This is a genomic window from Caldimicrobium thiodismutans, assembly GCF_001548275.1.
In the GTDB taxonomy this organism is placed as follows: domain Bacteria; phylum Desulfobacterota; class Thermodesulfobacteria; order Thermodesulfobacteriales; family Thermodesulfobacteriaceae; genus Caldimicrobium; species Caldimicrobium thiodismutans.
In genome coordinates, this window is record NZ_AP014945.1 from 602,685 (window position 1) to 615,432 (window position 12,748).

At 37.1% G+C, this 12,748-nt stretch carries 13 protein-coding genes; all 13 read left to right on the top strand.

The window, feature by feature from the left end; translation table 11 throughout:
- Positions 1 to 43: 43 nt before the first annotated feature.
- The 13 genes from THC_RS09675 to THC_RS03045 all read left to right on the top strand — a co-directional run bounded on the left by THC_RS09675 (position 44) and on the right by THC_RS03045 (position 12,739).
- Positions 44 to 1,543: a TonB-dependent receptor plug domain-containing protein gene (locus tag THC_RS09675; RefSeq protein ID WP_068513134.1), complete on the top strand. Its 1,500-nt coding sequence runs from the start codon at positions 44 to 46 to the stop codon at positions 1,541 to 1,543.
- A complete protein-coding gene (locus THC_RS09680) occupies positions 1,543 to 2,031 on the top strand; it encodes a TonB-dependent receptor domain-containing protein (RefSeq protein WP_269447046.1) in 489 nt (162 codons plus the stop codon). The genes THC_RS09675 and THC_RS09680 overlap by 1 nt, the downstream gene beginning before the upstream one ends.
- A 22-nt stretch (positions 2,032 to 2,053) precedes the next feature.
- Positions 2,054 to 2,875 (top strand): adenosylcobinamide amidohydrolase, encoded by an 822-nt coding sequence (locus THC_RS03000; protein WP_148638810.1) that lies wholly within the window; start codon positions 2,054 to 2,056, stop codon positions 2,873 to 2,875.
- Between the two features lie 175 nt (positions 2,876 to 3,050).
- Positions 3,051 to 3,563 carry a TonB-dependent receptor plug domain-containing protein gene (locus THC_RS03005; RefSeq protein ID WP_068513138.1) on the top strand — a complete coding sequence of 171 codons (513 nt, stop codon included), beginning with the start codon at positions 3,051 to 3,053 and terminating at the stop codon, positions 3,561 to 3,563.
- A gap of 94 nt (positions 3,564 to 3,657) precedes the next feature.
- Entirely contained in the window at positions 3,658 to 4,437 is a 780-nt protein-coding gene (locus tag THC_RS03010; RefSeq protein ID WP_068513141.1) for an ATP-binding protein, read from the top strand.
- Between the two features lie 15 nt (positions 4,438 to 4,452).
- Positions 4,453 to 5,553, top strand: a complete 1,101-nt coding sequence (locus tag THC_RS03015; protein ID WP_068513143.1) for an iron ABC transporter substrate-binding protein — start codon at positions 4,453 to 4,455, stop codon at positions 5,551 to 5,553.
- Positions 5,480 to 6,607, top strand: coding sequence for a FecCD family ABC transporter permease (locus THC_RS03020; protein WP_082706253.1), 1,128 nt, complete (start codon positions 5,480 to 5,482; stop codon positions 6,605 to 6,607). Before THC_RS03015 ends, THC_RS03020 begins: the two co-directional genes overlap by 74 nt.
- A 4-nt stretch (positions 6,608 to 6,611) precedes the next feature.
- Complete coding sequence (locus THC_RS03025) at positions 6,612 to 7,367, top strand: ABC transporter ATP-binding protein (protein ID WP_068513146.1); 756 nt, start codon at positions 6,612 to 6,614, stop codon at positions 7,365 to 7,367.
- Positions 7,368 to 7,402: 35 nt separating this feature from the next.
- Positions 7,403 to 7,582: a HEPN domain-containing protein gene (locus tag THC_RS09165; protein WP_197650986.1), complete on the top strand. Its 180-nt coding sequence runs from the start codon at positions 7,403 to 7,405 to the stop codon at positions 7,580 to 7,582.
- A 119-nt stretch (positions 7,583 to 7,701) separates the two neighbouring features.
- Positions 7,702 to 10,005, top strand: coding sequence for a TonB-dependent receptor plug domain-containing protein (locus THC_RS03030; protein WP_068513149.1), 2,304 nt, complete (start codon positions 7,702 to 7,704; stop codon positions 10,003 to 10,005).
- Positions 9,975 to 10,973 (top strand): ABC transporter substrate-binding protein, encoded by a 999-nt coding sequence (locus THC_RS03035; protein ID WP_082706254.1) that lies wholly within the window; start codon positions 9,975 to 9,977, stop codon positions 10,971 to 10,973. The genes THC_RS03030 and THC_RS03035 overlap by 31 nt, the downstream gene beginning before the upstream one ends.
- On the top strand, positions 10,960 to 11,961 hold the full coding sequence (locus THC_RS03040) for a FecCD family ABC transporter permease (RefSeq protein ID WP_068513153.1): 1,002 nt from the start codon (positions 10,960 to 10,962) through the stop codon (positions 11,959 to 11,961). Before THC_RS03035 ends, THC_RS03040 begins: the two co-directional genes overlap by 14 nt.
- Before the next feature lies 1 nt (position 11,962).
- Complete coding sequence (locus THC_RS03045; protein WP_068513155.1) at positions 11,963 to 12,739, top strand: ABC transporter ATP-binding protein; 777 nt, start codon at positions 11,963 to 11,965, stop codon at positions 12,737 to 12,739.
- The last annotated feature ends 9 nt before the right edge of the window (positions 12,740 to 12,748 follow it).

The following is a 12,748-nucleotide window of genomic DNA, read 5'->3' on the forward strand; positions in this document are numbered from 1 at the left end:
TTTTTCTTGTCAAGGTTTATAGAAATTTTTAAGGAGGGAAGCTATGAAAAAGAAGGAAATTTTAATGGGAGTTCTTTTTCTTAGTTTTTATGGAGGGAAATGTTATGGAGAGGAAAGTCAAGCAAGGGTTCTTCCCCAGATTGTGGTTACTGCAACAAAGATTGAGGAATCTCCTCTTGAGGTAAGTTCCTTTGTCAGGATAATCACGGAAGAGGAAATTAAAAAGAGCCCAGCCCAGAGCCTTGGAGATTTATTTCCTGAGCTCGGGCTTGGGCACACCCATAAGTATCCTGGAACCCTGACAGGCAGAATAAGTCTTCGGGGAATTACTTCGGATCTTTTTGATCCCTTAAAGGGTGGGGTTTTAATTCTCATTGATGGTCAGAGGGCTGGAACAGTAAATCTTGCCAAAATCCCCCTTGATAACATAGAAAGGATTGAGATTGTAAAAGGGCCTTTTTCAGCCCTTTATGGAACTCAGGCCATGGGAGGGGTAATAAATGTTATTACAAAAAGGGCTAAAAAAGAGGGCTTGGGCTTTAATATCTCTGCTGAGGCTGGCTCATGGAACTACTGGAAAGGGCTTTCGGAGCTTGAAATTAAAAAGACCTTTCCTGATTATGCAGTGGATTTTTATCTTCTTGGGGAAAGAGATTCAAGAGATGACTTTGATGCCAAAGGTTATGGAAGAATCAAAAACACCTCCTATGATGAGGGAGCCCTTGATGCCAAACTGGGACTCTCCTTTCTTAAAAATCACTATCTTTCCTTTGGAATTCAAAGTTTTCATGGTTGGGATATAGGAAGCCCTGGTGCAAGGTATAGCCCAAGCCTAAAGGATTATTCTGATAAAAAAAGGGATTCCTATAGCTTTCTTTATAAATTTAAGGAAATTGAACTAAGTTATGCCTACACCTTTGATCGCGATAGATGGCATTCTTTTTATGGAAGCAGTGAAAGCATTTCAACAAAGATTATGAAGGGAAAAGATCTAAATTGGAAGGTGCCTTTTAGTTTTGGTTCTCACAGATTTCTCCTTGGAGGAGAATACTATGAACTTGATGTGACTTCAAGGAGGAATGTGGGAGCCCCTTACTATCCCAATTCAGAATTTAAAAATTATGGAGGCTTTTTTCAGGCAAAACTCAATCTCTACAGGGAAAAACTTTTCTTAATTCCTGGAATAAGGTATGATTACTTTGAAACGGAAATACTTACAACTCCCGGGATTAAAAACCTTAAGCCAAAGAAAGAGGACAAAGACCGCTTCACTGGAAAAATTGGCTTTCTCTATCGCTTAACCAATGAGTTAAGTCTTAAGGCTAATTTAGGGGAGGCCTATAGAACACCAACTGCAGATGAGTTAGCTGCAGATTATGTCTCTTCTTGGGGCACACGATATCTTGGAAACTCAACTTTAAAGCCTGAAAAGGTTTACTCCTTTGATTTTGGATTAGATTATGGAGGAAAATTTGGCCTCTTAAGTTTTTCCTATTTTTATAATAAATATGATGAAAAATTTCTGGATATTATAATTCCCTAATCGGTGCTCAGACCTTTAAAAATATTGATGGGGCAACTATTCAGGGTCTTGAATTTTCCTATTCCAAAGAGTGGGTTGAGTTTATCCATCTTCCCATAAGTATAGAACCCTTTCTTCATTTTACCTATCATCTTCAATGTAGAGATGATGAAAGTAAGGCCTCCCTTCTTTACATACCAAAGGCTATAGCAAGCTTTGGGTTTAATTTGAGATATAGAGGCTTTAAGTTAAATCTTACGGGTATTTATAATGGTGATGAAAAGGTTCAGGACTGGGCTCCACCTTCTTATGGAAAAAAGATTATTGAAAAGAAGGATTTTACTATTTTTAACTTATACACTGGATATAGGTTTCAAAAATTTTCTTATATAAAGGAGGCAGAAGTTTATCTAAAGGTTGAAAACCTCTTTAATAGGGCCTATGAATATGTGAAATATTATCCTATGCCAGAGAGAACCTATTATTTGGGAGTGAGAGCAAAATTTTAAGATTTTAGAGGATGAGGGAGGCATGATGAAAAAAATCATTTTTGGGATTTTATTTCTTATTTTGACTTTGACTATGAAGAAGGGTTTTTCCACGGAAATTTCCTTACCAAAGGAATTAAAAGCCAGGGCTCAGATTATTAAATCCAAATATGATGATTTATGGGAAAAGACTCTTGTTATAACCTTTGATCATAAGAGAAAGGCCCTTTCAACCTTTGAATTCTTAAGAGAGGTTAGAGCGGTGATAAATCACTCAGCCCATCCTGAGATCTGGAAGAAAGTCTGCGAGGAGAGGAAAACTAAAAAATCCTTGGGTGGAAGGGTTTATCTTGAAAAGATTAGAGAAAAAATTGGAAAGGACTTCAATCTTTCAACTGAGGAGATTTTTATCTTAGGAACAGCAGCTGATATGGATAATTTAGCAGTGGTAACCAAAACCTGGGGTAGTTATGTAGTTACAGCTTTAGTTACAGCTGGAGCAAAGACTAATGCTTTAAGAGCAGGGTTTGATGAGGGAAATTATACAGAGGAAGAGAAGCCTCAAGGCACAGTGAATATAATAATATTAACAAATAAGAAGCTAAGGGAGTCTGCCATGGCAAGAGCTATCATTACAGCCACAGAGGCAAAAACTGCTGCCTTTCAGGATTTAAAAGTTCCAAGCTCATATAATCCACAGGTTCAAGCTACAGGAACAGGCACAGATAATATCATTATAGTCTCAGGAGAGGAACCTCCAGAAATAACTTATACAGGAGGCCACAGCAAAATAGGAGAACTTATTGCAAAAGCCGTTTATCAAGCAGTAAAAGAGGCCCTAATTAAACAAAATCATTTTAAATAAAAGTTTTCATGCTTAACTTAAGCTCCCTCCTTCTTAATCACCCCCTCTATTAGATTTTTTCCTATCCATGCTCTATCAAATTTCACCTATTCTTGTGAAAAAATTTTCAAATGCTACTAATTTTTAAATCGTAGCATAAAGTTTTATTAAGATTGGATACATAATAAGGGGGGGCATGAGGAGATTTACTTATGTAGGGGCTGCGCTATGGGGATTTTTAGCAAGCATAACTCTGGTTAAAGGAGCCCTTTCAGAGGAAATTAAGGAAACAAAGGAACTTCCTGAGGTGGTTGTAAAAGGGGAGAAGCTTATTCTTCCTACTAAAGAGACTGGGGAGACGGTCTATACTGGTGTTGAGATTACCCGGGAGGGGATTGAACTTTCAGGAGAGCGAGGAAAAGGAAATGTTTGGGAGGCATTAAGTATCATTCCTGGGGTAATTTTTGAGAGTGTTGATCCAGCCAATCTTTCCGCTGAGCAATCTAATGTAAGAATAAGAGGGGTCAGAGGATATCTCGGTGGTCTTACTGTGCAGGGAGTTCCCAATTATGGGGCAAATCCTATTGGGCCAAGGGCTTATCTATATGACCTTGAAAATTTTGAAAGTATCGCCCTTTATAAAGGAGCAGTTCCTGTTAATCTTGGGGCAGGAGTTGGAAACAGGGCAGGTCTTAATAAATGCCTTTGATGATAGTGTTGGGGAAACAAGTTATGGAGCTGGAGCTCCTTTTTCTGTAAAGGGGATTATAGAATTTAACTTTTAAATAGGGAGGAGTTTTAAGGTGTCTAAAATACTTGTCTCAGGAAAAGGAGGAGTGGGAAAAAGTTTCTTTTGTGTAGCCCTTGCCAAAGCCTTTGAAAGAGAGAATTTCAAGGTGCTTCTTATTGATGCCGATGAGAGCAATCAAAGTCTTTACAGACTTCTTGGTTTTGAAGCGCCCGTTCTTTCTTATATGGATTATCTTGGAGGAAAGAAGGTCTTTAAAGAGAGACTTCGTAAGGCTTTTCAGAGTGGAACCAAAGAGCCTCAAATTGAGATTTCAAATGAAAATATTCAGGGGATTTCTGCCCTCCCTAAGGAGATTCTTTTACAGAGAGGAAATATCTTTTTGCTTTCTGTAGGGAAAATAAAAGAGCCTCTTGAGGGATGTGCCTGTCCTATGGGGGTTCTCGGAAGGGAACTTTTAGAGAGATTTAAACCTCTTCAAGGAGAAGTTGTTATAATTGATACTGAAGCTGGTCTTGAGCACTTTGGAAGAGGCCTTGAAAAAGGGGTTGATAAAATTATTGCCCTTTCAGAACCCTATCTTGATGCCCTTGAGGTAGCCCAAAAAATTTTAGAATTTGCCCAGAGTATGGGAAAGCCTGCCTATCTCATTCTAAACAAAGTTCCTGAAGAAATGAAAGAAAACCTCTCTTCTTTCCTTCTTGAATGGGGTCTTAATCCCCTTTTAATTTTGCCCTGGAAAAAGGAGATCTATCTAAACTCCCTTTATGGAAAAAGCTATGAAGAAGAAAGTATTCTTCTAAAATTACAAAAAATTATTCCAGAAATTCTTTAGATTAGGGAGGAATCTATGAGGATAAAAAGGGTTTTTATGGGAATGATGCTTTTTTTCTTTTTTTGGGTTTCTTTAGGTCTGGCAGAGGAATTTCAAATTATCAAGGATCAATTTGGTAGAGAGGTAAAAATTCCAAAGAAAATAGAAAGAGTTGTTGCTATTAATGGAGCCTTAAGGTATGTGGTGTATTTACAGGCTATGGAGAAGGTAGTTGGAGTTGAGGCAGTTGAAAAGAGAGGCCTTATGAAGGGCCTTATAGCTTCAGGGAAACCATACTGGTCAGCCATAAAAGATAGAGTTAAGGATCTTCCTGAAATTGGAGAGGGAGGACCAGGGAAATATCCTGATGTAGAAAAGTTGTTGAAAGTAAAACCAGATTTAATCATTGCCCTTGAGCCCGATATGGCAGATTCCCTCATGAAGAATACCGGGATTCCCGTTGTGGTTATTAAACATGCTGGAACAAGTGGCTTTGATGTTGAAGAAAATAAGGAAACCTTTCTTTTTCTTGGAAGGCTTCTTGGAAAGAGTGAGAGAGCTAAAAGTTTATGTGCCCTTATAGATAGTTATCTTAGTGACTTAAAAAAGAGAGGGGGAACTGAACAGAAATTTTCTGTTTATGTGGGAGCAATTTCAGCAAGGGGTCCACATGGAATCACAAGCACCCAAGCAAAGTATCCACCCTTTAGTTTTCTGGGAATTAAAACTCCTGTAGATACTCTAAAAGAAGAAGGGCATCTTTTCATTGATAAAGAGAGGCTTCTCCTTATGGATCCTGATTATATCTTTATTGACACTGGAGGGCTTTCTATTGTTTCAGAGGACTACAAAAAAAATCCCTCTTTTTATGAGGCTTTAAAGGCCATAAAAAATAAAAAGGTTTATACCCTCTATCCCAGCAATTTTTATAGAACCAATGTGGAAGTAATTTTTGCCAATGCCTATTTTATTGGTAAGGTTCTCTTTCCTGAGAAATTTAAAGATATTGATCCTCATGTCAAGGCAAGAGAAATAATAAAAAATTTTGTGGGAAAGGATGTCTATGAAGAGCTTAAAAGAAACTATCCAGGCTTTAAACAGCTCAAATTTGAAGGAGGAAGCCTCATTTTTAACTGAGCCCACTCCTTTAAGCACTTTAAAAGAACTATATAAGAAAACTCTTTTTAAAAAAACCCTTTTTGGTATTTTCCTTCTCATTTTTCTTTTTTTAGCTGGATGTATCTCTTTATTAGTAGGAAGTGGAGTATTTAATCCCTTTACTCTTTTCTTTTCCCAGGGGGAGTATTCAGGCCTTATTTTTAAGTTAAGAATGGTAAGAATTGGTTCAGCCATAGTTGCCGGAGCAAGCCTTGGGCTAACAGGGGCAATTATGCAGACTGTTCTTCGCAATCCCTTAGCTTCACCTTTTACTCTTGGGATCTCCCACGGAGCAGCTTTTGGGGCCTCCTTTGCCATAATTGTCCTTGGAGCAGGAAAATTTCACGCCTCCATTACTGCAGGCCTCAGTATCTCCTCCTATTTCCTGGTAGTCCTTTTTGCCTTTCTTTTTGCCTTTCTTGGAACCCTCCTTATTCTTTTTCTCTCCTTTGTTAGGAATCTTAAACCTGAAGCCATTATTCTCTCTGGAGTTGCCTTAGGAAGCCTTTTTACCTCAGCAACCATGATACTTCAATACTTTGGTGAAGACTTTCAGGTTGCAGCAACTCTCTTCTGGACCTTTGGAGATCTTGGAAAAGCTGGCTTACAGGAGTTAAAAATTATGGGATTTTTCTTCTTAATTCTCTTTCCCTTTTGCCTTTTTCTCAGTTGGAAATTGAATGCCCTTCTCTGGGGAGATGAGATAGCTCAAAGCTTAGGAATTGAAGTAAAAAAGTTGCGTTTAATCAGTCTTTTGATTTCTGCTTTTTTGGTTTCGGTATGCACATCCTTTCTCGGGATAATAGGCTTTATAGGATTAATTTCTCCTCATATAGTGAGACTTCTTATTGGGAATGATCATCGCTTTCTCCTTCCTTATTCTGCCTTAACAGGAGCTCTACTTCTTACCCTTTCTGATCTCCTTTCTCGCATAATTCTCTCTCCCCATACACTTCCTGTTGGAGTCATTACCACCTTCCTTGGAGCACCTCTTTTCTTTATCCTTTTGATAAGAAAAAACCGGAGCTTTTGAAGAAGTGATAGAGGTTAAAAATTTAAGGGTTTTTTTGAAAAAAAGGGAGATTCTTAAGAATTTAAGTTGTTTCTTTCAGAATAACAGGCTCTATGCCCTTCTTGGACCAAATGGTGCAGGAAAAACTACTTTTTTAAAAACCCTTTGCGGAATTCAATCCTACAGAGAGGGCGAAATTCTAATTATGGGAAGGTCCCTGAAAACCCTTTCTTCCACAGAGCGAGCAAAAATTATGGCTTACCTTCCTCAAAGACTAAATCTACCTCCCAATTTCTCTGTGTTTGAATCAATTCTTCTTGGAAGGATACCCCACTTCTTCTTTGAACCCAAAGAGGAGGATTTAAATAAAGTTGAAGAAGTTATAGAGCTTTTAAACATTAATGATTTTGTAAAAAGAAGTGTTAGAGAACTTAGCGGAGGAGAATTTCAAAAGGTCTTAATTGGAAGAGCCCTTGCCCAGGAACCCAAAATCCTCCTTCTTGACGAACCAGTAAATCATTTAGATCCAAAAAATCAAATAGAAATCATGGAACTATTACAAAAAATAATATCTATTAAAAATATACTTGTTATAATGGTGCTTCACGATCTCAATCTTGCTTTAAGATTTGCTGATAATTTTCTTTTCCTTAAAGATGGAAAACTCCTTTATGAAGGGGACAGTGAATCTATTGATGAAAACTTATTAAGGGAGACCTTTGAAATCTCGGGTATCTTTCTTCATATTGAAAATAGGAAATTCTTTCTTATAGCCCCTTAAGTATCCCCTCAAGGTTTCTCCTGAAATAAGGGGGCTTGAAGAGAAGAAATGAGTTTATGTTTTTTACCATGCCAGAGAGAAGTAAAGACTGGTTAAATCAAGCTTTAAAAGATTTGGAGCATGCTAAGCTCTCCTTAGAGCATAAAAATTATGAATGGGCCTGTTTTGCATCCCATCAAGAAGTAATTGCAAAAGAAACCCTTTGGGTGATATAGCCTTCTAAGTCTCCCCATTCTATTTCTTGTGAAAAAAATTTCAAATGCTATTCATTTTAAAATCGTAGCATTAATTTTTATTAATCTTCAAAAAATAATATCAAAGGTGGGAGGGGAGTATGAAAAAGGGATATCTTATAAGTTTTGCAGTTTTAGGATCAATAGCAAATTTGATAGTTGCAGGGCATGGATTTTCTGAGGAGGTTAAGAAAGAGGAAGTAAAGAAGGCTGAAGAACTGCCTGAGGTTGTGGTTACTGCAACAAGAACAGAAATCCCTGTTGAGGCCTCTCCTGCAAGTGTGAATGTAGTAACCAAGGAGAAAATAGAATTAAAAAAGCCAAAGACTATTGATGAGGCCTTAAATGATATTTCTGGGGTGATGATAAGGAGAGGAAAGGGTCTTATGGATACCTTAGCTTCCATTCAACTTAGAGGGTTTGGGGAACAAAAACGCTCTCTTATCTTGTTAGATGGGATCCCCTTAAATAATGCCTATACAGGAGGAGTTAAGTTAGGTGGTTTTTTCCCGGAGGATTTAGAAAGGGTTGAGGTAGTAAAAGGGCCCTTTTCTTCTCTCTGGGGTGGCTATGCTATGGGAGGGGTTGTTAATTTTCTTACTAAAATGCCTGAAAAAAGAGAAATTACCATTAAAGCTGGATATGGCTCCTCCTTTGATAGAGGAGATGCTATGGATGATTTAAAAAGGGTATATGTAAGTTATGGAGATAAAATGGGAAAATTTAGCTTCTTTTTAAGTTATGGAAGGCATGATACCAACGGATATCCTACAGATTTTAATATTAGACCAGGGGGAGAATATAAAAGTATTGACCCGCCACCGAATTATCTTTCTGGATGGCGTATAACTCAAGATAGATATGGTAATCTTCAGTATTTAATTGGGGACAAAGGTGATAATAGATGGTGGGATGATGGTATAACTATCAAGGCTCAATATGAGTTTGATAAAAATACAAGACTTAGGCTAACTTATCTTAGAAATCGCTATGAATATAATTATGATGAACCTCATACTTATTTAAGAGATGCTTCCGGAAATCTAGTTTTTAATGATGACACATGGAAATATACCACCATTGATAATAGAAAATTTAAGATGGTTTCTGAATATACTTATCTTCCTGGCGCAGGTGGAAGGGTTCAGAACATCTGGGGTGCCCTTTTTGAAACAGAATTATTCAAAAAACTTAAAACCAAGTTAAATCTCTCTTACACAACTGCTGAAAAGGATTGGTATGTATCTGTAGGAGGTGGCGCAAGGATTGAAGGGTGCCCTCCTGGAACTGCTCCTGAACAGTGTGGTTATGTCACTAATACTCCTCAAAAAGCCTTTCAGGGAGACCTTCAGTTTAGTGTGCCAATTTTTAATAATCAAATTCTTACCTTTGGTTCTGCTTATAGATGGGAGTATGCAGACACTAAAGAGAAATACTTAAAAAACTGGAAGGATGAAACCTCAACAGTAAAACTTAAGTATCAATCCAAAGGAAAAACAAGAACCTGGTCAGTTTTTGCTCAAGATGAAATTATGTTAACAGAAAAAATAACTGCCTATCTTGGGGTAAGATATGATAACTGGAAGACCTATGATGGTTATGTGAATCAAGTTGGAACGCCAGGTTATCCCAAGGAGTATCCTTCAAACACTGAAGAGTCCTTCTCTCCAAAGGTTTCTCTTGTTTATAAGCCCTTTGAAGGAACCCTTTTAAGAGGGTCCATAGGAAAGGCCTTTAGACCTCCAACAGTTTATGAACTTTATAGAACCTGGACTACCTCAAGGGGTATCACCTATGCGGGAAATCCAAATCTTAAGCCTGAAACTACAACTTCCTATGAACTTGGAATAGAGCAAAAACTCTGGAAGGGTGCCAAATTAAGTTTTACCTATTTTTATAATGATATGGAAGACCTTATTTACAGAAAAACAGTTAATGCAACTTATCAGGAATTAATCAATGTTGGGTCTGCAATGTCACAGGGATTTGAAGCAGGCCTTGAACAGAAATTTGATTTTGGATTAAGGCTCTTTGTCAATCTTACTTATACAGACTCAGAAATTAAAGAAAACAAAGTAAAACCTCAAACTGAAGGGAAAAGGCTTACTTATCTCCCCCTTTGGATGGGAAATATTGGTGCTGAGTTTAAAAGAGGTAAATGGTCTTTCTATGTAGTGGGAAGGTATAGAGATAAATGGTATATGGATGACGAAAATAAAGACAAAAAATCAAGGGTTTATGGCTCTTATGATGAATACTTTGTAGTTGATGTAAGAGCAAGTTATCAGGTAAATAAATGGATAAATTTCTCTATTTCAGGAGATAATATTTTTGATAGAGATTATTATTATTACTACAAAGCACCAGGTGCATCATGGTTTGCAGAACTTACTTTAAAATTCTAATTTTAATTATATTTATATTTTGCTTAACTGAAGAAGGTTTTGCTAAAACCTTAAGTGTTACTGATGTTCTTGGGAGGAAAGTAACTGTTAAAGTTCCTGTTAAAAGGGCAGTTATAGCTATAACTCCTGAGCTTATTCCAGCTCTTGATATTTGGGATCAGGTTGCAGGAGTTTCAGACTGGGCAGAAAAAAGTTGTAGTGTTTATCAGGCCTTTGTCTTTAGTGGTTTAAAGGTAAGAAAGCCAACTGTTGGAACAGGGTCAAATTTAAATATAGAGGCCATTTTGAAATTAAATCCTGATGTGGTTATTACCTGGAGTTACAACACAAAGGTTATAGAGTTTCTTGAATCAAAAGGTGTAAAGGTTATAGCTATCTGGCCCGAAAGTATTGGCGAGCTTTATGAAGTTATTAGACTTCATGGGAAGCTCTTTGGAAAGGAAAATCAGGCAGAAAGGGTAATAGCTGAAATGGAGAAAATGCTAAACTTTATAAGTGAAAGAGCTAAACAAATTCAGACTAATAAGAGAAAGAAAGTTCTCCATCTTGGAGGAAAGCCCACAACTGTTTCTGGGAGAATCGGGATTACCAATGATGTTATAAAACTAATTGGGGGGATAAATGTAGGAGCCGAAATTCCCTCCAGAAATGCAGATGTCTCAGTTGAGAGGATTATTAATTGGAACCCGGATATAATTTTTATTTGGGGGTCTGCTGGCTATGATGAAACTTGGATTTATAACAATTCTCAGTGGAAATTTATAAAGGCGGTAAGAGAAAGAAAGGTTTACAAGCTTCCTCATTGGTCAACCTGGTCTCCAAGGCTTGCACCCATTGTTCTTTATATGGCAATAAAGACCTATCCTGAAGTTTTTGGTGATGTGAATTTTGAAAAAATGGTTGATGAATTCTACCAAAAGGTCTTTGGCCTTTCCTTTAAAGAGGTAAGAAAATATGAAAAGTTATAGAGGATTAGTGATTGCTATTTCTCCTATTTTAGTAGGGTGGGTGGCGTTATTTTTAGGAGCCTATCACATAAGTCCTTTTTTTGTTTTAAAAATTCTTGTCAATGAAATTTTACATATTTATAAAGTTGGAGATATTCCAGAAAAAACTATTGTCTGGGATATAAGACTTCCAAGGGTTATTATGGCCTTTTTTGTTGGGGCAAGTCTTTCTTCTGCAGGAGTAACCTTACAGGCTATTTTTAGAAATCCCCTTGTTGACCCCTTTATTCTTGGGATTTCAGCAGGAGCTGCCTTTGGATGTGCCATAACTATAGGTTTTTTAGAAATATTTCCTATTCAGTTTATGGCTTTTGTCTTTGCTCTTTTAGCTGTTCTTCTTGCTTATTTTGTTGCAAGGACTCAGGGTGAGATAAGTAGACTTCCCCTTGTTCTTTCTGGAGTTATAGTTTCAGCCTTTTTCCAAGCTCTTGTTTCAATTGTTAAATTTATTGTTGATCCTCATAGACTTCAAAGTATTGTTTACTGGCTTATGGGAAGTTTTAGCCTTTCAGACTGGCAAACTGTGAAATGGGTTCTCCCTGGAATTATTCTTGGAATCTTTCCCCTTTTACTTATGCGCTGGAGGTTAAATGTGCTAAGTATGGGAGAGGAAGAGGCTAAAATGCTCGGTATCAATGTAGCAAGAGAAAGAGCTCTCTTTATTGTTTTTTCAGCCTTAGCAGTTGCAATAGCCACATCTGCTTGCGGAATAATTGGCTGGGTTGGGCTTATGGTTCCCCATCTTATAAGAATGATAGTAGGGCCAGACCACAAAGTGCTTTTACCACTTAGTCTGTGTGGAGGAGGAGCCTTTATGATTGCTGCAGATACTCTCTCAAGAACTATTACAAATTTTGATATTCCTGTAGGAATTATTACGGCTTTAACGGGTGCTCCCTTTTTTATCTATCTTATGAAAAGAGGTGGGAAAGAAGCTTGGGGAAAATAAAATGCTTGAAGTAAAAAATTTAACCTTTAAACATAAGGGTGAAAATCGGGAAATCTTAAGGGAGATTATCTTTACTGCAAGCCCTAAGGAAATTATTACTATACTGGGACCTAATGGGGCTGGGAAATCAACCCTTTTTAAATGTATTTCTGGAATATGGAATGATTATGAGGGAGAAATTAGATTTCAGGGAGAGAGAGTAGATAAGTTTTCCTTTGAGAGGAGAGCTAAATTTTTTGCCATAGTTCCTCAAGAGCATGAGCCACCTTTTTCCTATTCAGTATTAGATGTGGTTCTTACAGGAAGAGCAAGTTATATAGGACTTTTTTCAAGCCCAAAAAGGGAGGATTATGAAAAGGCAGAGGAGGCTTTAGAGCTTGTGGGAATTAAACATCTGAAAGATAAAGCTTATACTAAAATTAGCGGTGGAGAGAGACAGCTTACTCTCATTGCCAGAGCTCTTGTTCAAGAGGCACCCGTTCTTCTTCTGGATGAACCCACAAGTCACTTAGACTTTAGAAATCAAGTCATAGTTCTAAACACAGTAAAAAAACTCGCTAAAGAAAAGAATCTCACAGTTATAATGACCCTCCATGATCCCAATCTTGCAAGCCTTTTTTCTGATAAAATTGTAGTTTTAAAAAAAGGAAAAGTATTTCACAATGGATGCCCTTCAGAAGTAATTAAAAAAGAAATACTTGAAAAAGTTTATGAAATACCAATAGAAACTTTAAATAATGAAAAATTAACTTTTGTATATCCAAATTTAGAAATATAACATAAAAAT